This is a genomic window from Streptomyces capitiformicae (assembly GCF_002214185.1).
In the GTDB taxonomy this organism is placed as follows: domain Bacteria; phylum Actinomycetota; class Actinomycetes; order Streptomycetales; family Streptomycetaceae; genus Streptomyces; species Streptomyces capitiformicae.
In genome coordinates this window covers 7,077,471-7,099,268 of record NZ_CP022161.1, presented here as the reverse complement: position 1 = coordinate 7,099,268, position 21,798 = coordinate 7,077,471, and the positions used below count along the sequence as shown (strand labels likewise).

Genomic DNA, 21,798 nt, shown 5'->3' with positions numbered 1-21,798 from the left:
AAGGATTAGGAGCTTATCGGGGCGTTGACGGTTCCGCCCAAGGGAAAGTAAGAGCGCGCAGGTCACGCGTCACGCCTTTTCAGGACCAGATAACCGCCGAGCAGCGCCGCCACCACCCACAGCGTCATGATCGCGAGACCGCCCCAGGGACCGTACGGGGTGTCGTCGTCCACCGGGGTGACCACCTGCATGATCCTGCTGCCGGCCTGGTCGGGCAGATAACGCCCGATCTTCTCGGTGGCGTCGACATTCCCCAGGATGTTGGAGATCAGGAAGAAGAACGGCATCAGGATGCCCAGCGACAGCATCGGCGAACGCAGCATCGCGGCGACACCCATCGAGAACATCGCGATGAGGGTCATATAGAGCCCGCCGCCCATGACCGCGCGCAGCACGCCCGGATCGCCGATCTCGGCCCGGTGCTCGCCGAGCATCGCCTGCCCCAGGAAGAACGCCGCGAAGCTGGTCACCAGCCCGACCACGAAGGCGAGCGCGGTGGCCACCGCGATCTTGCCGAACAGAAAGGTGCCCCGCTGGGGCACAGCGGCCAGCGACGTACGGATCATGCCGGTGCTGTACTCGTTCGACACGACCAGCACTCCGAACACGATCATCGCCAGCTGACCCAGGCTCATCCCGGCGAAGCTGATGAATGTCGGGTCGAAGGAGAGCCTGTCCTCGGCGCTCAGACTGTCGAACTCCTGCTTCGACAGCAGGGAGATCAGCACACCGAGCGCGACCGTGACGACCACGACCAGCGACAGCGTCCACACCGTGGACGCCACCGACCGGATCTTGGTCCACTCGGACCGGACGACCTGGGCAGCGGCCATCCTCAGCCCTCCCTCTTCCAGCCGTCGCCCCACTCGTTCGGCGGTGTCTCCGCATGCGCGTGGTACTCCACCGACTCGGCCGTCAGCCGCATGAACGCCTCCTCCAGCGAGGCCTGCCGCGGACTCAGTTCATGCAGCACGATCTGGTGCCGCGCCGCCAGCTCCCCGATCCGCTCCGGCTTCCCGCCGTCCACCTCGAGAGCCCCGCCGCCCGTCTCGACGACGGTGACGCCGGCCTCGTACAGCACGTCGAACAGCCGCTCGCGCTGCGGGGTACGAATCCGTACGTACGACCGTGAGTTCCGCTGGATGAAGTCGGCCATGGAGGTGTCGGCGAGGAGCCGCCCTTGCCCGATGACGACGAGATGATCGGCGGTCAGTGCCATCTCGCTCATCAGATGGGACGAGACGAACACGGTCCGCCCCTGGGCGGCGAGGGACTTCATCACATTGCGGATCCAATGGATCCCTTCAGGATCCAGCCCGTTCACCGGCTCGTCGAACATCAGGATCCGCGGATCCCCGAGCAACGCCCCCGCGATACCGAGCCGCTGCCCCATCCCCAGCGAGAACCCCTTGGCCTTCTTACGGGCGACCGGTGTCAGCCCGACAGTGTCCAGCACCTCGTGCACCCGGGCCTTGGGGATTCCATTGCTCTGAGCGAGGCAGAGAAGGTGATTGAAGGCGCTACGCCCCCCGTGCACGGCCGTGGCATCTAGCAGGGCCCCGATGTACTTCAACGGGTCCCTCAGCCCGTCGTAATGCATCCCATCGATCCGCACGTCCCCGGCCGTGGGCCGGTCCAGCCCCAGAATCATCCGCATCGTCGTCGACTTACCGGCCCCGTTCGGCCCGAGAAACCCGGTGACGATCCCCGGCCGCACGGCAAAACTCAGCTCATTGACCGCCACCTTCTCGCCATACCGCTTGGTAAGCCCCTCGACCTCGATCATGCGGCCACGCTAGGACGGGGGCGGAGTGCCTGCCACCCGGGCCCCGAAGGGGCGCGGGGAACTGCGCGAGCGACCACGAACAACCCGCAGTCGCCGTACCGCAGATGTTCCGAGCTGTCAGGCACTCAAAATCCCACCCGAACACGCCGAAGGGCCCGCACCCCCCGAAGGAGACGCGGGCCCTGAACAACCCTTGGCTGGTGCCGTCAGGCGGTCGTGTTACCGGGACTGCTGGGCCGGGACGCCACGAGAGATCGGCTCGTCGTCCGTGGCCGGGGTGCCGGCGGCGGCCACAGCGGCACCCGTCAGCGTCGCCAGCATCTCGCGGACGTTGGTCAGCTGGGCGTTGATGGAGTCGCGGCGGTTCGTGAGAGCCGCCAGCTCCCGCTCGGATTCCGAGCGGATCCGGTCCGCCTTGGCGTTCGCGTCCGCGACGATGTCCTCGGCCTGACGCTGCGCGGTCTCCACCGTCTGGCGGGCACGGCGCTCGGCGTCGGTGCGCAGCTTCTCCGCCTCCAGACGGAGCTGCTCCGCCCGGTGCTCGATCTCGGCGAGCCGCTTCTCGGCCTTCTGCTGACGCGAGGCCAGGTCGCGCTCGGACTGCTCGCGCCGCTTGGCGAGGTTCGTCTCGAAGTCGGCGGCGGCCTGCGCGGCCTTCGCGCGGGTCTCCTCGAAGAGGGCGTCCGCCTCCTCGCGCTTGGACTGCGCGTCCTTCTGCGCCTCGGCACGCAGCTGGGACGCGTCGCTCTTGGCCTTCTCGACGATCCGGACGCCCTCGTCCTCGGCCTTGGCCTTGCGCTCCGCCGCGAACGACTCGGCGTCGTTGCGGACCTGCTGGGCCGCGGACTCGGCGAGCTCGCGGTGCTGCTCGGCCGCGCGCCGGGCCTCCTCGCGCAGGTCCTTCGCCTCCTCCTCGGCGAGACGGAGGATCTTCTCGACGCGGGCACCGAGACCGGCGTAGGACGGCTCGGCGTCGGTGACCGCGGCCTGGGCGTTCTGCGTCTCGAGGTGGAGCTCCTCGATGCGCTTTTCGAGAGCGGTGATGCGGGAGAGAGCGGAGTCACGGTCGGAGACGAGCTTGGAGATACGTTCGTCCACCTGAGCGCGGTCGTATCCACGCCGCACAAGCTCGAAGCCGTAGGGGGAAGTGTCGCTCATGGGGTTCCTGTCGAATGAGACCGGTGAGGTGATAGGTGGAATCCTAGGGGGCGAAGCGGCGTGTCATCGAGCAGATGCACGTTTGATCTGGAGAATGACACCCCTTTTGGTGGCCGACCATCGGAATTGTTGCCAGAAACTTTGCAACAAGGCCCTGGCAAGCACAGGAAGAACACAAATTGGTGTCCATTGGTGTCTCTGGTGCCTACGGCGGCGCGGAAGGTACCCGCGACGCCTCGACTCCGCTAGCTGTCTGACGACTTGCCACCCGAACGAGTCGCACCCGCGGCGGCACCCGCCTTGACTCCACCGTCCTTGCCGCTCGACGGGGCCTCAAAAGACTCCAACGCCTCCAGGACGTCCTGGACACGGGAAATCTCCGCATTGATGTCCTCGCGGCGACGGACCAGCACCTCGAGTTCGCGCTTGCCCTCCTCGACCGTACGGCGGGCTTCACGGATCGCCTCGGCCTTGAGTTCCTCCGCCTCGCGGATGAGCGTGGACTTCTTCTGCTCGGCCTCCTTGAGGAGACCCTCGGCCTTCTTCACCGCCGCGATACGGACCTTGCCGGCCTCGGAGTTGGCCTCGGAAACGATCTCCTTGGCCTTTGCCTGCGCCTTCTGAAGCTGTTCCTCGGCGGCCTTGATGAGCGCGTCGCAGCGGTCGCCGGTCGACCTCATCGTCTCGGCGGCCTCACGGCGGGCCCGCTCGTGCAGTGCCTCGATCTCGGACGTGATCCGGTCGCGCAGCTCCTCCGCCCGCTCCCTTATGGCAGTGGCGTCCCGGCGCGCGCCGACCAGCAGCTCGTCGGCGTCCGTACGGGCCTTCTCCACCGTGGAGTTGCCCTCGACGGTCGCCTCGGAGACCAGCCGGTCGGCCTCCTTGCGGGCCGCGCCGACCATGGAGTCGGCCTGCGCCTCGGCGTCCGCGGTGGTCTTCTGGGCCTGCGACTGAGCCTCGGTGAGGAGCTTGTCGGCCTCGGCCGTCGTCTCCGTGATGAGCTTGTCGACCTGCTCGGCGGCCTCGGAGCGCCGCTTGTTGGCGTCCTTGCGGGCCTCGTCGAGGGTGCGGTCGGCCTCCTCACGGGCGTGCGACATGAGCCGGTCGGCCTCGGCCTCCGCCTCGGCCCGGGCCCGCTCTGCGTCGGCTCGTACCCGCTCGGCGTGCTGCTGCGCGGAGCCCACCGTCTCGGCGGCCTCGGCGCGCAGCCGCTCGGCGTCGTCGGTGGCCTCGGCGATCAGCTGGTCGGCCTTGGCGACGGACTCGGCCCGTACCCGCTCGGCCTCCTCGTTGGTCTCCCGCGTCAGCCGCTCGGCCTCGGCCGTGACCTCGGTGATGAGGGTGTCGGCCTGGGTGGCCGCGTCCGACCGGATGCGGTTGGCGTCCTCGCGGGCCTCGGCCCGGGTGCGCGACGCGTCCTGGTCGGCCCGCGCGATGGTGTCCGACGCCTCCGTACGCACCCGCTGGGCGTGCTCGGCGACGTCCGAACGGATCCGGTCCGCCTCGGCGAGGGCCTCCGCGACGGTGCGCTCCGCGAGCGCCTTGGCGGCGTCCGCCTCGTCCCGGGCCTCCCGGCGTACCCGGTTGGCGTCCTCGGTGGCCCGCTCCCGCTCCGCGTAGGCGTCGGCGCGGACCCGGTCCGCCTCCTCCTCGGCCTCCCGGCGCGTACGCTCCGCCGCGTGATCGGCGGCGTTGCGCAGCCCGGCGATCTCCTCCTGGGCCTGCTCGTGCAGCCCGGCCACGGAGTCCCGTACCTGCTGGGCGTGGAGCTCGGCGGCCGACACCATCTCCATGGCGCGCCGCTCGGCCTCCTCGACCAGGCGTACGGCCTCGGCCTGGGCCTCCTCCACGCGTGTACGCGCCGAGGCCAGCAGCTCCTCGCTCTGCTCGCGGGCCCGCTGCCGCTCCTGGCCGGCCTCCTGCCGGGCGGCGCCGAGAAGCTCCTCGGCCTCGCGGCGGCGCCGGGCCGCCTCCTCCTGCGCGGCGGCCAGCGCCTGAGAGGCCTCCGTGGCGAGCCGCTCGGCCGCGGCCTGCGCCTCCGCCCGTACCCGGTCGGCGGTGTCCTGCGCCTCCGACTTCAGCCGCTCGGCTTCGGAAGCGGCCTCCGACCGCAGCCGTACGGCGATGGCCTCGCCCTCGGCGCGGGACGCGGACGCGTCGGACGCGGCCTCGTCGCGCAGCCGCTGGGCCTCGGCCTCGGCCTGCGCCTGGAGCGTACGAATACGCTCGGCGGCCTCGGAACGCAGCCGGTCGGTCTCCTCGGTGGCCTCGCGGCGGATCCGCTCGGCCTCCCCACGGGCGTCGGCGAGCGCCTCCTCGGCGGAGGCGAGCCGTGCCTCGGCCTCGGTCTGCAGCCGGGACAGCTCCTCGGCGGCCTCCGCCTTGCGGGCCTCGACGCCGCGCTCGGTCTCCTCGCGCAGCTCGCGGGCGGCCCGCTCGGCCTCGGCCTTCAGCTCGTCCGACTGCTCGATGACCTCGGCGCGGTGCCGCTCCGCCTCCTTGCGGGTGCGCTCCAGGGTCTCCTCGGCCTGACGGCGCAGCGTCGAAGCACGTTCGATGGCCTCCGTGCGGACCTTCTCGCTGTCCGCCGTGGCCGTCTGGCGCAGCTCGTCGGCGTCCGTGCGCGCCTTGGCGAGCAGTTCCTCGGCGGTCTTGGCGCCTTCCTCGATCTGCTGGACGGCCTCGCGCCGGGCCTCGGCGCGGATCCGCTCGCCCTCGGCGACCGCGTCGGCCCGCAGCTGCTCGGCCTCGCCGCGCAGCCGGCGCGCCTCCTCCTGCAGCTCGACCGTCTTGGCGCGGTACTCCTCGGTGTCGTCCTTCGCCGCGCCCTTGAGCTGCTCGGCGAGGTCGTGCGCCTCGGCGCGCAACCGGTCCGCCTCGGCCTCCGCCTCCGCGCGGATCCGCTCGGCCTCCTCAGCGGCGGCCTTGGTGGTGTTCCGGGCGTCCTCGGACGCTTTGTTCAGCACGTCCTCGGCGGTCTTGGCCGTCTTGGCGAGCTGGGAGGCGGACTCCTCGGCGGTGATCGAGCGGGCCTTCTCGGAGGCCTCGGCGACGATCTTCTCGGCCTCCGCCTTGGCGTCCGCGACGGCTTCCTCGGCGGCCGCCTTGGTGGCCTCGGCCTCCTTCGTGGCCTCCTCGACCAGCCGGGCGACCTGCTCTTTCGCCGTACGGGTGCGCTGCTCGTTGGTCGACTCGGCGCTGGAGAGGGCCTTGGCCGCGCTCTCCTTCGCCTCGGTGACCAGCTTCTCGGCCTCCGTGCGGGCCTCGCGCAGCGCCGCCTCGGCCTCCGCGATGCGCTGCTCGGCGGCCCGGCTCAGCTCGGAGGCCTGGCGGCGGGCGGCGTCGGACTCGGTGGCGGAGGAGGAGCGCAGCTGCTCGGCGTGCTCGGTGGCCTCCTGAGCCTGCGTCGACGCCGCGTTGAGCAGCCGCTCGGCCTCGGCGCGGGCCCGGCGCAGAATCTGGTCGGCCTCGCCGCGCGCCGCGTCGGCGTCGCTCTGGAGCCGCTGCCTGGCCTCATTGACGAGCCGCTCGGCCTCGGCGCGGGCGGCGGCCAGCGCCTGCTCGGCCTCGGCACGCGACTCGTCGACGAGCCGGCGGGCCTGCTGCTCGGAGCGGGCGCGCAGCTGCTCGGCCCACGCCACGTTCTCGTTGACGTGTGACTCGACGGTCTGACGGCGCTCGGACAGCTCCTGGTCGAGCTGCTGGCGGCGGGTGACGGCCTCCTGGTGCAGCTCCGCCTGGAGGCGCGCGGCCTGCTCGGCGTGCTCCTGGAGGATCCGCTGGGTCTGCGCCCGGGCCTGGCTCAGCTCCCGCTCGGCGTCGGCGCGCAGCTGGTCGGCCTGCATCTGGGCCTGGCGGAGCATCTGCTCGGCCTGGTACCCGAGGTCGCCGCCGTCGTAGGCGGGCCGGGACATGAGGGTGCGGCGCGCCTCGTGCAGCTTGGCGCGCAGCACCTCGACCTGGTAGCCGAGGTCCTCGGCGTGCTGGATCGCCTTTTCCCGCTCGGTCTTCAGCCGCTCCATCTCGGCCTCGAACCGAGAGAGGTGGTCGACGTCAGCCGCCGGCTCTCGCTCCTGGCGTTCGTAGCCCCGCACTGCGCGGTCCCATCCGTCCCCTGGTCGCAACCTTCTCCAAACGAGCTCCGTCCATCCGCCGAACGGGGCCCCCGGGGAATGGTGTCAGATCAACGGCGGAGCACGGGCTGCCGCCCTAACCCTCGTCCCCCGAAACCTGGACCCCGGCCCTAGGATCCTGTTCGTCGGAAGGCGGCAGGACCCCGGCCGCCCCCGTGAAGGCGACGGCCGACCCCAACCCTACCGGCCCATATGTACGGGGGTCAGTGCTCAGGTGACTCATCTGGCGCCGAAGTGACCAGTTCTGTCAGTACTCCATGGCAATCCTTGGGGTGCAGAAACGTGATCCGTGACCCCATGGAACCGCGTCGCGGCTCCTCGTACAGGACGCGTACGCCCTTGTCCTTGATCGCGGCCGCCTCGCCGTCGACGTCCGCCGTGCCGAAGGCGATGTGGTGGACCCCCTCGCCGTTCTTGGCGAGCCATTTCGCGACGGTGGAGTCCTCGCGGGTCGGCTCCAGGAGCTGGAGGTACGAGGCGCCGCCGTCGTCGGTACTGTTGATCTTGAGCATGGCCTCGCGTACGCCCTGCTCCTCGTTGACCTCGGAGTGGAACACCTCGAAGCCGTAGGTGGCCCGGTAGAACTCGACGGTCTTGTCGAGGTCGAAGCAGGCGATCCCGATGTGGTCGATTCGCGTCAGCATGGTTTTAGTGCAGCGCTCCTTAGGTGGTTACGCAACGTGCCAGCGATCACACTGACAGCCCGGTGACGGCACGGAGTGCCACTCAGTACATTCGAAGTAAACCCTCGTTCACTCCTCGGCTGTGCAAGCTGGAAGGGGATCGCACCTCATGACTGGAACGAACGGCAGGACCTCGGTGATCGTCGCGGGCGCCCGTACGCCCATGGGACGGTTGCTCGGTTCGCTGAAGTCCTTCTCCGGAGCCGACCTCGGCGGCTTCGCGATCAAGGCCGCCATCGACCGTGCGGGGATCGGTGGTGACCAGGTGCAGTACGTGATCATGGGCCAGGTGCTCCAGGCGGGTGCTGGACAGATTCCGGCCCGCCAGGCGGCGGTCAAGGCGGGCATCCCCATGAACGTCCCGGCGCTCACGATCAACAAGGTCTGTCTGTCGGGCCTCGACGCCATCGCGCTCGCCGACCAGCTGATCCGCGCCGGTGAGTTCGACGTGATCGTGGCCGGTGGTCAGGAGTCCATGACCAACGCCCCCCATCTGCTGCCGAAGTCCCGTGAGGGCTACAAGTACGGCGCGATCCAGATGCTCGACGCGATGGCGCACGACGGTCTGACGGATTCGTTCGAAGGCATCGCCATGGGCGAGTCCACCGAGAAGCACAACACGCGTCTCGGCATCCTGCGTCCGGAACAGGACGAGATCGCTGCCCTGTCCCACCAGCGGGCCGCCGCCGCCCAGAAGAACGGCATCTTCGACGCCGAGATCACCCCCGTGGAGATCCCGCAGCGCAAGGGCGAGCCGGTTGTTTTCAGCCAGGACGAAGGCATCCGGGGCGAGACGACCGCCGAGTCGCTGGGCAAGCTGCGGCCGGCGTTCGCCAAGGACGGCACGATCACGGCTGGTTCGGCCTCGCAGATCTCCGACGGCGCGGCGGCCGTGGTCGTGATGAGCAAGGAGAAGGCGGAGGAGCTGGGCCTCGCGTGGCTCGCCGAGATCGGCGCCCACGGGAACGTCGCCGGGCCGGACAACTCCTTGCAGTCGCAGCCGTCGAACGCGATCGAGCACGCCCTGAAGAAGGACGGTCTGGAGGTGGCGGACCTGGACCTGATCGAGATCAACGAGGCCTTCGCCGCGGTCGCCGTCCAGTCAATGAAGGACCTCGGGGTGACCCCCGAAAAGGTGAACGTCAATGGTGGAGCGATCGCCCTCGGTCACCCCATCGGCATGTCGGGCGCCCGACTCGTACTGCACCTCGCGCTGGAGCTGAAGCGGCGCGGCGGCGGTGTCGGCGCGGCCGCGCTGTGCGGTGGCGGTGGACAGGGTGACGCACTGATCGTGCGGGTACCCAAGGCCTGAGACCTTCACTTCTCAGGTGTACGTGGCATACGTGGTGTATGTGGCGCACATGACTACTCGTCTCCTCGGAACAGTCGAAACGGTCGAAACGGTCGGAACGGAGCTGTGATGCAGGACGTCCCCACGCTGGTGGCACAGGCCAGGGAAGGGCGGCCGCGTGCCGTCGCCCGGCTGATCTCCCTGGTGGAGGGGGCGTCCCCGCAGCTGCGCGAGGTCATGGCGGCGCTGGCCCCGCTGACGGGCGGGGCGTACGTGGTGGGCCTGACCGGCTCGCCGGGCGTCGGCAAGTCCACGTCCACCTCCGCGCTGGTGACGGCGTACCGGCGGGCCGGGAAGCGGGTCGGCGTCCTGGCCGTCGACCCGTCGTCGCCGTTCAGCGGGGGCGCCCTGCTCGGCGACCGGGTCCGGATGTCGGAGCACGCCTCCGATCCCGGCGTGTACATCCGTTCGATGGCGACGCGGGGGCACCTGGGTGGCCTCGCCTGGGCGGCCCCGCAGGCGATCCGCGTCCTGGACGCGGCGGGGTGTGATGTCGTGCTGGTCGAGACGGTCGGCGTCGGCCAGTCCGAGGTGGAGATCGCCTCCCAGGCGGACACGTCGGTGGTGCTGCTGGCGCCCGGCATGGGCGACGGCATCCAGGCGGCCAAGGCCGGGATCCTGGAGATCGGTGACGTGTACGTCGTCAACAAGGCCGACCGCGATGGCGCGGACGCGACCGCGCGCGAGCTGAACCACATGCTGGGGTTGGGCGAGTCCCGTGGCCCCGGCGACTGGCGGCCGCCGATCGTCAAGACGGTCGCGGCGCGGGCGGAGGGTATCGACGAGGTCGTCGAGGCGCTGGAGAAGCACCGGGCGTGGATGGAGGAGCGGGGGGTGCTCGCGGAGCGCCGCCGGGTCCGGGCGGCCCATGAGGTCGAGACCATCGCGGTCACGGCCCTACGCCAACGGATCGGCGACCTCCACGGCGACCGCCGGTTGAGTGCGCTGGCCGAGCGGATCGTCGCGGGGGAGTTGGACCCGTATCGGGCGGCGGACGAGCTGGTGGCGGGGCTGACACGGGGCTGAGCCCGGGGCGGGATTTCGCCCCCGCCGCCCCTACCCGTCCCATTCCCAGGGGCTGTGCCCCTTCGACCCCCCCCTGCGCGGGGGAGCTCGGGGGTTGGGGTGCGTTGGCGGGTGCGGGTCGTTCGTGGTTGCTCGCGCAGTTCCCCGCGCCCCTTGAAGACTGGGCCACACCCCGTGCTTTTGAGGGGCGCGGGGAACTGCGCGAGCAACCCCCACAAGCCGCACCACGAACTCACCGAGGGAGCACGGAGGTCAGTCGTCCGTGCGGTCGATGGTGACCTTGGCGTTGGTGAGGTTCACGCGCCAGTCGTTGGCGGTGCCGTCGGGGGCGGTGGTGTTGATCTCCCAGGCCTTGTTCTTGGCGTCCTCGTCGAGGTCGACGGAGGTCACGGTGCCCTTGGTGGCGGCGGCTTCGGCGGCCTCCGCGGCGGTTATGGAGCTGTCCTTGAGGGTGGCGCGGATCCGCTCGGTCTCGGCGGCGTCGTCACCGTCGTCGTCACGGTCGGCATGGGAGCCGAGGACCTTGCCGGTGCCGGGGTCGATCTGCACGCTGTGCCAGGCGCCGCCATTGGTCAGGATGTCGACGTCCCAGACCAGGTTCGTGCCCTCGTCGTCCAGGTCGGCGGAGACGGCCGTACCGGACTTGTGCTTCAGCGCGGCGTTTATGGCGTCGGCGGCCGTGACCTGCGCGGCCTTGGCCTCGGAGGAGTCCTCGGCCTTGTCGTCCGCGATCTCGACGTCGTCACGCTCGTTGTCGTCGTCCGACACCTGCACGCTGGACCGCTTCACCTGCGCCTCGTCGTCGCCCGAGGCCGCGAGGGCGATCGCGGTGCCGCCGCCGATGAGGGCCGCGGCCGCGACGGTGGCGATGACGATGTTGCGCTTCATGGGGTTCCTCCCGATTACAGGCGACTGCAAGTGACTGTTGGCTGTCGTGTGCTTTCGACGGGAACGAATCTGCCCGACCGACTCTGAAGCCGACCTGAAGCACCCTGAAGCCGTCTTCAGGTTCGGTTTGCCAAGCTGGGCGCATGCGCCTGTTGATCGTGGAGGATGAGAAGCGTCTCGCTGTGTCGCTGGCCAAAGGGCTGACGGCCGAGGGGTACGCCGTGGACGTCGTCCACAACGGGATCGACGGCCTGCACCGGGCGAGTGAGGGCGCGTACGACCTCGTGATCCTCGACATCATGCTGCCCGGCATGAACGGCTACCGCGTGTGCGCCGCCCTGCGCGCCGCCGGCCACGACGTGCCGATCCTGATGCTCACCGCCAAGGACGGCGAGTACGACGAGGCCGAGGGCCTCGACACGGGCGCCGACGACTATCTGACCAAGCCGTTCTCGTACGTCGTTCTCGTCGCCCGTGTGAAGGCCCTGCTCCGGCGGCGCGGCCCGGCCGGCGGCGCCTCTCCCGTGCATGTCGTCGGTGAGCTGAAGCTCGACACCGCCGCCCGGCGCGTCTTCCTCGCCGAGGACGAAGTAGCCCTCACCACCAAGGAGTTCTCCGTCCTGGAGCAACTCGTCGTGCGCGCCGGGGAGGTCGTGTCCAAGGCCGACATCCTGGAGCACGTCTGGGACTTCGCGTACGACGGCGACCCGAACATCGTCGAGGTCTACATCAGCACCCTGCGCCGCAAGCTCGGCGCCGCCCGCATCAAGACCGTACGCGGCGCCGGTTACCGGTGGGAGGCGCGCCCATGAGACGCCGCCTCTTCGGCTCCGTACGCGCGCGTGCCACCGTCGCCGCGACACTGGTCGTCGCCGTCGCCCTGGTCGCGGCGGGCACGGCTGTGGTGCTGTCGCTGCGGTTCAGCCTGATCGGCCAGGCGACCACCCGGGCGGAGGCCGAGGCCCGCACGGTCGCCGCGAAACTGGCCGAGGGAGTCGCCTACGCGGACCTGGACCTGGACGACGGCGAGGACAGCCCCGTCCAGGTACTGGACCAGCGCGGAAAGGTGGTCGCGGCCGGTGAGGACGTGGAGGCCATGAGCGTCACCGCAGACTCCCGCACCGGGAGGGGCGGGACCCCGGTCGGCGTCCAGGACGACGCCGACGACGAAGACGCCGACGACAAGGACGACGCGGAAGCGGACGCGGAGGCGGACGCGGACGCGGACGACACGCTCGCCGCCGGTGAGGTCGCCGAGGACGCGACGATCAGCCAGGGCACCGCCACCATCGACGGCGACACCGAGGACTACCGCTTCGCCGCACTCGGCCTGACGACACCCCACGACGTCACCCTGACCGTCTACGCGGGCGGTCCCCTCTCCGTCGAACAGGACGCGGTCCGTACCGCGTTGACGACGATGCTGGTGGGTTTCCCGCTGCTCCTGCTCACGGTCGGCGGAGCGACCTACGTCGTCACCGGCCGGGCCCTGCGCCCCGTGGAGGGCATCCGCTCCGAGATGGCGGCCATCACCGCCTCCGAGGACCTCTCCCGGCGCGTCCCCCAGCCGGACACGCACGACGAGGTCGCGCGCCTCGCGCGTACGACGAACGAGACGCTCGCCGCCCTGGAGACCTCCGTGGAACGCCAGCGCGCGTTCGTCGCCGACGCCTCGCACGAACTGCGCAGCCCCATCGCATCCCTGCGCACCCAGCTCGAAGTGGGCGCCGCGCATCCGGAGCTGCTGGACCTGGACGGAGCGGTCGAGGACACCGTACGACTGCAGTCCCTGGCGGCCGACCTGCTCCTCCTCGCCCGCCTGGACGCCGGCGAGCGCCCCCCGCCGGACGCGTACTTCGACCTGGCGAAGCTGGTGAGGCAGGAGACCACCGGCCGGGACGGCATGACGGTCGAGTCCGTCGACTCGATGGAGGTACGCGGATCTCGCGGTCAGATCGCCCGCGTACTCGCCAACCTGCTGGACAACGCCCAGAGGCACGCCCGGGATCGGGTCGCCGTCAGCCTGCGCACCGACGGCGACTGGACGGTCCTCCAGGTCGCGGACGACGGCTCCGGCGTCCCCGAACCCGACCGCGCCCGCATCTTCGAACGCTTCGTCCGCCTGGACGAGTCAAGAGCGAGAGACGAAGGCGGCGCGGGCCTGGGTCTGGCGATCGCCAGAGACATCGCCATACGCCACGGAGGCACGCTCACAGTCACCGATGCTCCGAGCGGAGGTGCACTCTTCGAACTAAGGCTCCCTCAGAAGAGTTAGGGGCGCGGGCCGTATCGACAGGCGGCTCCGCCGCGTGGGCGCGACAAGCCACAACGGCCCCGCAGCCAGAAAACGACCCGCAGCCCCCTACGACTTGCCTCTATGGCTCCGCAAGTGCTCCGCGATCGGCGTCAACGACTTGTGCAGTTCCTCCAAGGCCTCCGGCGGCAGCAGGTCGATGAAGTGCCGCCGCACGGAGGCGACATGATGTGGCGCCACCTTCTCCATCGTCTCCAGGCCGTGCTCCGTGAGCACGGCGAACAGCCCGCGCCGGTCGGACTCGCAGTTCTCGCGGCGTACCAGGTTCGCGTTCTCCATCCGCGTGATCTGGTGCGAGAGACGGCTCTTGGACTGGAGGGTCGCGGCGGCGAGGTCGCTCATCCGCATCCGCAGGCCCTCCGACTCGGAGAGGTTCACCAGGATCTCGTAGTCGTTCATTGTCAGGCCGAACGGCTGCAGATCCCTTTCGAGCTGGTGCGTCAACAGCCTGTTGACGTCCAGGTGGGTGCGCCAGGCGCACTGCTCCGCATGGGTCAGCCAGCGCGTGGCCGTTTCGGTCTCCATGAATGAAGTCTACCTAAAATGTTGAAAGGCGAACTAGTGAGGGTTTCGGGTATTACGGGTTACGGCATGACAACGCGCACACGTTCGATGTCACACTCCGCAGACTACCGCTCACAGCCCGAAGCGACGCTGGAGGTCGCCCAGCTGTCCGGGAAGGCGCGGTGCGCCGGCCGGCGGTCCGCCGTTGCCAGGTGCCCCGCCGCCACCGGGTACGCCCGGCTCGTGCGGCACCATGCCCGTGGCCTGCTCGGCCATGAGGGTCTCGGAGGACTGGAGCAGTACCGTACCCGCCCCGACGAACTCGAACTGGTGCTCTTCTCCGGAGGCGCCGCCGATGCCCGTCATCGCACGTAGACCGCCCATCAGGCCCGTCATGTACCCGTGGTCGTAGTGGTGGCACGGCGAGGGGCAGTCCGCCCAGCCGACCAGCGCCTGCGGGTCGACCCGGATGGGGGGTTCCATGAACACCACCGGGCCGTTCGAGGCGGCCACGAACTTGCCGGTGCCGATGAGGGTCAGGAAGCCCGGAACGATCGACTGCTTGAGTGCGAGACTTGGCTGAAAAGCGAGAAGGTTGCCTGAGCGAATGGTCAGGTTGCCGTCGTCCAAGTCATACGAATTGACGTCGAAGGCCCGGTCGGCGAGGAGCATCTTGCCCGAGCCCTCCGCCACGACCCAGTCGCTCGCGTGCAGAGGCGAATGAAACGACGTACGGACAAGACGGTCGAGACGGCCGTGCCCGATGCCGTTGAACTCCATCTGGCCGTAGTACGCGATCATCTTGCCCTTCTGCAGGAACCACTGGCTCCCCTTGAGCTCCACGCAGAAGGTGTAGCTGTTGACGTTGTCGTCGCTCGGCAACGTCATCGGGTCGAAGACGGTCGGCCCGGCGACCGGGGCCCCGTACATGCTCACAGCTTCTCCTCCGAGGCCTGGACGTACACCGCACCACTGCCGCTGAGCTCCAGCTGGAACGCCTCGCCGGAGCCGCGGCCCACCATGTCGCGCCAGCCGAGCGCGGTGGACAGCTTGTTGCGTACGTCGCCGTGGTGCGCCACGTACGCCTGGGGATCCACGTGGACCGGGCGCTGGGGGGTGATCGGGACCTCGATCACACCGCCGTGCGCCATGACCGCGACGGCGCCGTGGCCCTGGAGGGTGGTCGTGAACAGGCCCTGGCCCGTCACCTGGCCCCGGACCATGCCCATGACGCCGCCCTGCGAGCCCATGAACATCGTGCCCTGCTGGAGGGTGCCGTCGAAGGCCAGGAGACGGTCGGCCTCGACGTACAGCGTGTCGCCGGTCAGGTTGATCACCTGGATGTGGTGGCCGCCGTGCCCGAACAGGACGGTGCCGCTGCCCTCGACGGTCATCAGCGGCGTCGCCTCGCCGGCCACCCGGCGGCCGATCATCGAGGCGATACCGCCTTGGCCGCCCTGGATGTTGGGTGTGAAGGACACCTCGCCCTTGTAGGCGAGCATCGCGCCGCGCTGGCTGAACAGCCGCTGGCCGGGCACGACCGTCGCCTCGATCATCTTCGAGTTGATCTCACGGAAGGCCATGTCACACGTCTCCCGCCACCGTGTTGCGCTCACTCGGCTGGACGTACACGAGCCCGTCGCCCTCGAAGCGGATCTGGAACGCCTCACCGCCGCCCTCACCGAGGAACGTGCGGAACGTCACACCGGACTGGAAGGACTGCTGAAGATTCCCCTGGTGCGCGATGTATGCGCCCGGGTCCACCGTCAGCGGGTACTGCCGGCTCACCCGCAGCACCACCGCCGGGCCGTCGGACATGATCGCCGCCTGGCCGTGGCCCTCTATGGTCGTCGTGAACAGGCCGTTGCCCTGCGAGGCGCCGCGCAGCCCCGTGAAGCTCGTGCCCGTACGCAGCCCGGAGTCCGTCGCGAGCAGATTGCTCGACTCCACGTACAGCTTGTCCCCCTGAAGATTCACGAGGTTGATCTCCGAGGCCCGGTCCGCGAACCAGCACGTCCCCTGCCCCGTCACCTCCATCAACGTCATCTGCTCACCGGTCAGGCGCCGCGTCACCATGCCGCGCAGACCCTCACCGCCGCCGCTCAGCTTCTTGAACGACATCTGACCGTCGTACGCGACCATCGAGCCGTTCTTCGCCTTGACGGCGTCCCCGGTCATGTCGACGGCGAGCACCTTGCTGCCTTGAAGTCGGAACATTGCCACGAGGTGACGGTAACCGGCGGGAAGCCGAATGAGACAGATCTTTGAGACGGATCTCGACCCTGAGGGAACCCCTAGGGCATTCGGGAGGTTGACGGATGCCAGAATGAGGAGCGCTTGTGCTTCCCTTCACAAAGACCGGCCGACCCCCACCGAAGGTGACCCGTGGACACAAAGACCGCCTCCGCCCTACGCCGCCTGCGCCTCGTCTCCACCCCCGAGGCCGTCTCCTTCCTGCTCCTGCTGGTCTGCTCGGTGCTGAAGCGGACCACGGAGTTCAACGCGGTGCCGGCGATGGGCATGATCCACGGCATACTCTTCATCCTGTACGTGATCTTCTGGGCCGACGCCTGGAACCGCGCCAAGTGGGGCCTCAAGACCGCCGCGCTCTACTTCATCCTCTCCATCCTGCCCACCGGCGGCTTCTTCGCCGACCGCAAGCTGCGCCGCGAGGCCGAGAACGCGGTGATCGCCTCCCGCGCCCGCAAGGAAAGGGTCGTGGGAGCGTAGGCCTCCGGCGTCGCGAGGCGCGCTGAGGGCTCGGTCCAGTCGGATCTGTTGGCGGGTGCGGGTTGGTTGTGGTTGCTCCCGCAGTTCCCCGCGCCCCTTAAAAGCCAGGGGGCTCCCCCGCATCCCCGCCCCCTACGCGCTCAACCCTCCAACCGAACGGACGCTTTCAGGTCGACAGGTCCCCGGAATCGCCCTTTTGTGTAGGTATCGACTCGTTCGATCACTGGAGGGCGCTGTGCGGTCGGAGGGCTATGACTACGACACCCACAGCCGCTTGGCGGGGCCGCTCACGGAGCCGGCCGGGGCGGCGTACCGGGTGCAGTACGCCAAGCTCCTCTCGAAAGAACCGCACCGAATACGCGCCGTCCTGCTGATGACGTTCGCGCCGCTGCTCACGGGCGCGCTGCTCGTCTACCTCGTCTGGCCCACGCACTGGGTGGAGCGCGAGGGCGCGGACGAGTGGCTGGTGGGACTCGATGTCACGATGCTGATAGCCATCGGGCTGATCGAACTGTTCATGGTCGTCAATGTGGTGTCGATCGCCCACGCGACGATGGTCGCCCGCGATCCGGTACCCGTCGTCCCGGAACCCGGGACGCGGGTCGCCTTCCTCACCACGTACGTTCCGGGTAAAGAACCACTTCCCATGGTCCGGGCCACTCTTGAGGGCGCCACCCGGATCGAGCACAGCGGCCACCTCGACGTCTGGCTCCTCGACGAGGGCGACGACGAGCAGGCCAAGGCCCTCTGCGCGGAACTCGGCGTGCGGCACTTCACCCGCCACGGCATCCCCGAGTGGAACCGGCCCAAGGGCGTCCACAAGGCCCGTACGAAGCACGGGAACTACAACGCCTGGATCGCGATGCACGGCGACGCATACGAGTTCTTCGCCTCGGTCGACACCGATCACGTGCCGCTCCCCAACTTCCTGCAGCGGATGCTCGGGTACTTCCGCGACCCGGACGTCGCCTTCGTCGTCGGACCCCAGGTCTACGGGAACTACACGAACCCCGTCACCAAGGCCGCCGAATCGCAGCAGTTCCTCTTCCACGCCCTCATCCAGCGCGCGGGCAACCGCTACCGCGCCCCCATGTTCGTCGGCACGAACAACGTCGTACGCGTCGCCGCCGTCAAGCAGATCGGCGGGCTGCACGACTCGATCACCGAGGACATGGCCACCGGCTTCGAACTGCACCGGCGGCGGAACCCGAAGACGCGCCGGTACTGGCGGTCCGTGTACACCCCGGACGTGCTGGCCGTCGGCGAGGGCCCGGCCTCCTGGACGGACTTCTTCACCCAGCAGACGCGCTGGTCGCGCGGGACGTACGAGACACTCTTCAAGCAGTACTGGAGGGCGCCGTTCACGATGCCCTGGGGCCGCCTCTTCTCGTACACGCTGATGCTCGTCTACTACCCGATGACGGCCGTCAACTGGCTTCTCGGCATTGTCAGTTGTGTGCTGTTCCTGTGGTTCGGGGCGTCAGGGACGCAGGTCAGCGCCTCCGTGTGGCTGATGCTGTACAGCGACGCGGCCGCCCTTCAGGTGGGGCTGTATCTGTGGAACCGCCGGCACAACGTCTCGCCGCACGAACCGGAGGGGTCGGGCGGGCTCGCGGGCATGGCGATGTCGGCGCTCTCCGCGCCCATCTACCTGAGGTCCCTCGGGGCCGCGCTGCTCCGGCTGCCCTGCCGCTTCGTCGTCACCCCGAAGGGCGATGACGCGAGCCCCGACCGGCTGCTGACCTTCCGGATCCATCTGTTCTGGACGGTGGTGCTGGCGTCGTCGCTGACCGCGTCGTGGGTGCTCGACCACAGCCATGCGGCCATGCGCACCTGGGCGTTCCTCGCCATGGCGATATCGCTCGCGCCGGTCGTTGTGTGGGCCTGCACCCGCCACCGGGAACGCCGGGCGAGCGTCGTGTACCGGGCGGAACGGCCGGTGGCCGCGGCCCGCCTCGCCGACGGCAAGGAAGCCGCGCTCGCCACCCAGCCCACCCCCGCCCCCTCGGTCTCCGGCACCACGACAGGAGGCAACTAGGCCATGGCACCCCAGCCCTCGAACTCGAACACGACCTCGAAGTCGAAGAAGACCAAGAAGACCGTGCTCGGCATCGGCGGCGTCGTGCTGGTGGCCGGTCTCAACGCCCCCGCCGCGCTCGGCTTCGCGCAGGAGCGCTACTACGAGTGGAAGATCGCCCAGCCCGGCTACCGGGCCAGGTACGGTTCCTGGACCCAGGTCGACATCCCTAAGGAGTACCGCACCAACGCCATCCACGCGGCCCTGCTGCACACGGGCAAGGTGCTGATCGTCGCCGGGTCGGGCAACGAGCAGAAGAAGTTCGACAAGGGCTCCTTCGACACCGTCCTGTGGGACCCGGTGAAGAACACGTACAAGAGGATCCCCACCCCCGTGGACTTCTTCTGCGCCGGACACGCCCAACTCCCCGACGGCCGTCTCCTGGTGGCCGGCGGCACCGCCCGCTACGAACTGCTGGACGGCGAGGTCGAACGGGCCGGCGGCGGAATGCGGGTCAAGAACGAGAACCCCGACAAGGCGGTCACCCTCAAGAAGGGCACACGGTTCCGCTCACCCTCCGGCGTCGAGTACGTCAGCCGCTTCGACGTCACCGTCCCCAAGGCCAAGCGCACCTTCGACATCACCTACAACGCGGCCGGCGTCATGCAGCCCTGGAAGACCAAGGTCACCGCGAGCGAGGCCCGGGTCTTCGTCGAGGCCGTGAAGAAGGGCCCGAAGTCCGTGATGCCCAGACAGGCCCAGTACGAGATCGTCGGGCTCAAGGGCAAGGCCGCCGCCAACACATACGGCCTCTCCGAGAAGATCACCCTCGACAAGCAGGACTTCCAGGGGATCAGGGCCGCGTACGAGTTCGACCCGAAGGCCGAGAAGTACGTGCCGGTCGCCCCGATGGCGAAGGCCCGCTGGTACCCGACCCTCGTCGGGCTGGCGGACGGGCGGATCCTCGCCGTCTCCGGGCTCGACGACGTGGGGGTCGTCGACCCCGGCGACAACGAGATCTACGACCCGAGCACCAAGAAGTGGAAGCCCGGCCCGAAGCGGTACTTCCCCACGTACCCCGCCCTCTTCCTCACCAAGGGCGGCAAGCTCTTCTACCCCGCCTCGAACGCGGGCTACGGCCCCGCAAACGTCGGCCGCGAGCCCGGCCTGTGGGACCTGAAGACCAACAAGTTCGAGAAGGTGCCGGGGCTGACGGACCTCGACCAGACGGAGACCTCGGCGTCCGTGCTGCTGCCGCCCGCCCAGGACCAGAAGGTGATGATCCTCGGCGGCGGAGGCGTCGGCGAGTCCAAGAAGGCGACCTCACGCACCGCGGTGATCGACCTGAAGGCGAAGAACCCGGTCTTCAAGGACGGGCCCGACCTCCCACAAGGCATCCGCTACCTCAACAGTGTGCTCATGCCCGACGACACCGTCTTCACCTCCAACGGCTCCCGGGACTACCGCGGCCGCAGCGCCAGCAACATCCTCAAGGCCCAGTTCTACGACCCGCGGTCCAACTCCTTCCGCGGCGCCGCCGCCCCCAAGGTCGGCCGCAACTACCACTCCGAGGCCCTGCTCCTGCCCGACGGCCGCGTCGCCACCTTCGGCTCCGACCCGCTCTTCGACGACCAGCAGAACACCAAGCTGGGCCACTTCGAGCAGCGCATGGAGATCTTCACGCCGCCGCAGCTCCACAAGTACGGCAAGAAGCGCCCCGTCCTCGGCGACGGCCCCCAGGAGGTCGACGGCAAGGGCCGCGCCACCTTCGCCACCGCCCACCCCGAACGCGTCGCCAAGGCCCGTCTGATGCGCCCGAGCGCGGTCACCCACAGCACGGACGTCGAACAGCGGTCCATCGCCCTGGAAGTGACGAAGACCCGCGACTCCGTCACCGTCGACGTGCCGTCGGACCGGACCCTGGTCCCACCGGGCTGGTACATGCTGTTCGTGACGGACGCCGAGGGGACGCCGTCGAAGGCCAAGTGGATTCAGGTGAGGTGACCGTTCACGCCTTGCTGTTGCGGGCCAGGCCCAGCGCGTAGTCCGGCCACCACTGGCCCGCCGCCGGTCCGCCCCGGCACTCCCCGTCCGACTCGCCGGGCCGCTTGATCCACAGATACGCGTCGAGGGCCGGCTCGCCCGTGTCGGTGGTCGGCGGGGTGCCGAGGGCGCGGCCGGGCGGGTTGCACCAGGCGGTGCCGCGCTCGCCGTTCAGAGGGCCGTTGCCGTTGCGGCTGGTATCGACGACGAAGTGCTTGCCGCCGAGGGCGTCGGACAGCCGCAGGCCGTACGCCTTGGTCGTGGCGTCGGTCTGGAAGTTGGAGACGTTGAGGGAGAAGCCGTCGGCGTCGGCGACACCGGCGCGGCGCAGCGGCTCGACGAGCTTGCCGGGGTCGTTGATCCAGGCCGGGTTGCCGGCGTCGAGGTACACCTTGGTGTTCGGCTGCCGCTTGAGCCGGTCGATGGCCTCGCCGAGCAGCTGTTCGCGCTCGTCGTGGTACTCGCCGGGGGTGCAGCCGTCCACGATGTGCGCGACCGCGTCGGGTTCGAGGACGACCACGGCGTCGCTGTCGCCGAGGGCGCCCGCGAAGGCGTCGATCCAGTCCCGGTAGGCGGCCGAGTCGGGGGCGCCGCCGGCGGAGTGCTGGCCGCAGTCGCGGTGCGGGATGTTGTACGCGACGAAGACCGCCGTACGGTTCTCCCGCCCCGCCGCCCGGGTGGCCTCCTTGATCATCGGTACGGGGTCGTCCCCGGCGGGCCACAGCGCGGCGGGCCGGTCGGCGATCCGGCGCAGCAGCTCGGCGTCCTTCTCGCGGCCCTGGCGCTCCCAGGCGTCGATCTGCCGGGCGGCGGGACTGGACGGGTCGACCCAGAAGGGGGACCCGGAGGCGGGTCGTACGGCCTCCCCGGCCGGCTTCTCGGTGGCGCCGCCGATGACGGAGGCCTCGCCGGCCCCGGACGGGGACCCGGCGGAACAGCCCACCGCGAGTCCGAGTGCCGAGAGTGCCGCGAGGGTGTGGATCAGCCGGGACATGCCGCTCCCCTGTACTCCCTGGATGGTGACGTTCAGTAATGATTTATCACTAATCGTTCCATGCGGCGACAGATCGACTTGGCTACGACACCGGCGCGGAGCCGCGCGCGAGGACACCGCATGCCGACCGAAAGGCGAGACGGGGCTGACCGGCATGTGACCGGCCGGTAA

At 69.5% G+C, this 21,798-nt stretch carries 18 protein-coding genes; 7 read left to right on the top strand and 11 right to left on the bottom strand.

Going from position 1 to position 21,798, the window contains the following annotated elements:
- Positions 1 to 62 precede the first annotated feature (62 nt).
- The 5 genes from CES90_RS31700 to mce form a co-directional block, all read right to left on the bottom strand.
- Positions 63 to 833 (bottom strand): ABC transporter permease, encoded by a 771-nt coding sequence (locus tag CES90_RS31700; RefSeq protein WP_189785845.1) that lies wholly within the window; start codon positions 831 to 833, stop codon positions 63 to 65.
- 2 nt (positions 834 to 835) lie between these two features.
- Positions 836 to 1,786: an ABC transporter ATP-binding protein gene (locus CES90_RS31695; RefSeq protein ID WP_189785844.1), complete on the bottom strand. Its 951-nt coding sequence runs from the start codon at positions 1,784 to 1,786 to the stop codon at positions 836 to 838.
- A gap of 219 nt (positions 1,787 to 2,005) precedes the next feature.
- A complete protein-coding gene (locus CES90_RS31690) occupies positions 2,006 to 2,944 on the bottom strand; it encodes a coiled-coil domain-containing protein (protein ID WP_189785843.1) in 939 nt (312 codons plus the stop codon).
- 245 nt (positions 2,945 to 3,189) lie between these two features.
- The gene (gene scy / locus CES90_RS31685) at positions 3,190 to 7,038 is read right to left on the bottom strand and encodes a polarized growth protein Scy (RefSeq protein WP_189785842.1); all 3,849 of its coding nucleotides are present in this window, start codon (positions 7,036 to 7,038) and stop codon (positions 3,190 to 3,192) included.
- A 242-nt stretch (positions 7,039 to 7,280) separates the two neighbouring features.
- Entirely contained in the window at positions 7,281 to 7,721 is a 441-nt protein-coding gene (gene mce, locus CES90_RS31680) for a methylmalonyl-CoA epimerase (RefSeq protein WP_189785841.1), read from the bottom strand.
- 148 nt (positions 7,722 to 7,869) lie between these two features.
- On the opposite strand from mce, the gene CES90_RS31675 reads away from it, so the two are divergent.
- The gene (locus CES90_RS31675; RefSeq protein WP_189785840.1) at positions 7,870 to 9,072 is read left to right on the top strand and encodes an acetyl-CoA C-acetyltransferase; all 1,203 of its coding nucleotides are present in this window, start codon (positions 7,870 to 7,872) and stop codon (positions 9,070 to 9,072) included.
- 108 nt (positions 9,073 to 9,180) lie between these two features.
- Positions 9,181 to 10,137: a methylmalonyl Co-A mutase-associated GTPase MeaB gene (gene meaB / locus CES90_RS31670; RefSeq protein ID WP_189785839.1), complete on the top strand. Its 957-nt coding sequence runs from the start codon at positions 9,181 to 9,183 to the stop codon at positions 10,135 to 10,137.
- 252 nt (positions 10,138 to 10,389) lie between these two features.
- On the opposite strand, the gene CES90_RS31665 is transcribed toward meaB, so the two are convergent.
- Positions 10,390 to 11,025 (bottom strand): PepSY domain-containing protein, encoded by a 636-nt coding sequence (locus CES90_RS31665; protein WP_189785838.1) that lies wholly within the window; start codon positions 11,023 to 11,025, stop codon positions 10,390 to 10,392.
- A 143-nt stretch (positions 11,026 to 11,168) separates the two neighbouring features.
- Here CES90_RS31665 and CES90_RS31660 point away from each other — a divergent pair, with 143 nt between their 5' ends.
- Positions 11,169 to 11,837, top strand: coding sequence for a response regulator transcription factor (locus CES90_RS31660; RefSeq protein WP_189785837.1), 669 nt, complete (start codon positions 11,169 to 11,171; stop codon positions 11,835 to 11,837).
- Entirely contained in the window at positions 11,834 to 13,300 is a 1,467-nt protein-coding gene (locus CES90_RS31655; RefSeq protein ID WP_189785836.1) for a sensor histidine kinase, read from the top strand. Before CES90_RS31660 ends, CES90_RS31655 begins: the two co-directional genes overlap by 4 nt.
- A gap of 87 nt (positions 13,301 to 13,387) precedes the next feature.
- Here the strand turns inward: CES90_RS31655 and CES90_RS31650 are convergent, their stop codons facing one another.
- The 4 genes from CES90_RS31650 to CES90_RS31635 form a co-directional block, all read right to left on the bottom strand.
- Complete coding sequence (locus tag CES90_RS31650) at positions 13,388 to 13,864, bottom strand: MarR family winged helix-turn-helix transcriptional regulator (RefSeq protein WP_189785835.1); 477 nt, start codon at positions 13,862 to 13,864, stop codon at positions 13,388 to 13,390.
- Positions 13,865 to 13,975: 111 nt separating this feature from the next.
- Positions 13,976 to 14,773 (bottom strand): AIM24 family protein, encoded by a 798-nt coding sequence (locus CES90_RS31645; RefSeq protein ID WP_189785866.1) that lies wholly within the window; start codon positions 14,771 to 14,773, stop codon positions 13,976 to 13,978.
- 2 nt (positions 14,774 to 14,775) lie between these two features.
- Positions 14,776 to 15,426 (bottom strand): AIM24 family protein, encoded by a 651-nt coding sequence (locus CES90_RS31640; protein WP_149828759.1) that lies wholly within the window; start codon positions 15,424 to 15,426, stop codon positions 14,776 to 14,778.
- A gap of 1 nt (position 15,427) precedes the next feature.
- The gene (locus CES90_RS31635; protein ID WP_189785865.1) at positions 15,428 to 16,060 is read right to left on the bottom strand and encodes an AIM24 family protein; all 633 of its coding nucleotides are present in this window, start codon (positions 16,058 to 16,060) and stop codon (positions 15,428 to 15,430) included.
- Positions 16,061 to 16,228: 168 nt separating this feature from the next.
- On the opposite strand from CES90_RS31635, the gene CES90_RS31630 reads away from it, so the two are divergent.
- From CES90_RS31630 to glxA, 3 genes are all read left to right on the top strand, one after another.
- On the top strand, positions 16,229 to 16,573 hold the full coding sequence (locus tag CES90_RS31630; RefSeq protein ID WP_189785834.1) for a DUF3817 domain-containing protein: 345 nt from the start codon (positions 16,229 to 16,231) through the stop codon (positions 16,571 to 16,573).
- A gap of 235 nt (positions 16,574 to 16,808) precedes the next feature.
- Positions 16,809 to 18,611 carry a glycosyltransferase family 2 protein gene (locus CES90_RS31625; RefSeq protein ID WP_189785833.1) on the top strand — a complete coding sequence of 601 codons (1,803 nt, stop codon included), beginning with the start codon at positions 16,809 to 16,811 and terminating at the stop codon, positions 18,609 to 18,611.
- A gap of 3 nt (positions 18,612 to 18,614) precedes the next feature.
- On the top strand, positions 18,615 to 20,594 hold the full coding sequence (gene glxA / locus CES90_RS31620) for a radical copper oxidase GlxA (protein ID WP_189785832.1): 1,980 nt from the start codon (positions 18,615 to 18,617) through the stop codon (positions 20,592 to 20,594).
- Positions 20,595 to 20,598: 4 nt separating this feature from the next.
- On the opposite strand, the gene CES90_RS31615 is transcribed toward glxA, so the two are convergent.
- Positions 20,599 to 21,627, bottom strand: coding sequence for a glycoside hydrolase family 6 protein (locus CES90_RS31615; protein ID WP_189785831.1), 1,029 nt, complete (start codon positions 21,625 to 21,627; stop codon positions 20,599 to 20,601).
- Between the last annotated feature and the right edge of the window lie 171 nt (positions 21,628 to 21,798).

Coding starts and splice junctions, on each gene's coding strand:
- CES90_RS31700 (WP_189785845.1), bottom strand. CDS start 833: ATGGCCGCTGCCCAGGTCGTCCGGTCCGAGTGGACCAAGATCCGGTCG.
- CES90_RS31695 (WP_189785844.1), bottom strand. CDS start 1,786: ATGATCGAGGTCGAGGGGCTTACCAAGCGGTATGGCGAGAAGGTGGCG.
- CES90_RS31690 (WP_189785843.1), bottom strand. CDS start 2,944: ATGAGCGACACTTCCCCCTACGGCTTCGAGCTTGTGCGGCGTGGATAC.
- mce (WP_189785841.1), bottom strand. CDS start 7,721: ATGCTGACGCGAATCGACCACATCGGGATCGCCTGCTTCGACCTCGAC.
- CES90_RS31675 (WP_189785840.1), top strand. CDS start 7,870: ATGACTGGAACGAACGGCAGGACCTCGGTGATCGTCGCGGGCGCCCGT.
- meaB (WP_189785839.1), top strand. CDS start 9,181: ATGCAGGACGTCCCCACGCTGGTGGCACAGGCCAGGGAAGGGCGGCCG.
- CES90_RS31665 (WP_189785838.1), bottom strand. CDS start 11,025: ATGAAGCGCAACATCGTCATCGCCACCGTCGCGGCCGCGGCCCTCATC.
- CES90_RS31660 (WP_189785837.1), top strand. CDS start 11,169: ATGCGCCTGTTGATCGTGGAGGATGAGAAGCGTCTCGCTGTGTCGCTG.
- CES90_RS31655 (WP_189785836.1), top strand. CDS start 11,834: ATGAGACGCCGCCTCTTCGGCTCCGTACGCGCGCGTGCCACCGTCGCC.
- CES90_RS31650 (WP_189785835.1), bottom strand. CDS start 13,864: ATGGAGACCGAAACGGCCACGCGCTGGCTGACCCATGCGGAGCAGTGC.
- CES90_RS31645 (WP_189785866.1), bottom strand. CDS start 14,773: ATGTACGGGGCCCCGGTCGCCGGGCCGACCGTCTTCGACCCGATGACG.
- CES90_RS31640 (WP_149828759.1), bottom strand. CDS start 15,426: ATGGCCTTCCGTGAGATCAACTCGAAGATGATCGAGGCGACGGTCGTG.
- CES90_RS31635 (WP_189785865.1), bottom strand. CDS start 16,060: ATGTTCCGACTTCAAGGCAGCAAGGTGCTCGCCGTCGACATGACCGGG.
- glxA (WP_189785832.1), top strand. CDS start 18,615: ATGGCACCCCAGCCCTCGAACTCGAACACGACCTCGAAGTCGAAGAAG.
- CES90_RS31615 (WP_189785831.1), bottom strand. CDS start 21,627: ATGTCCCGGCTGATCCACACCCTCGCGGCACTCTCGGCACTCGGACTC.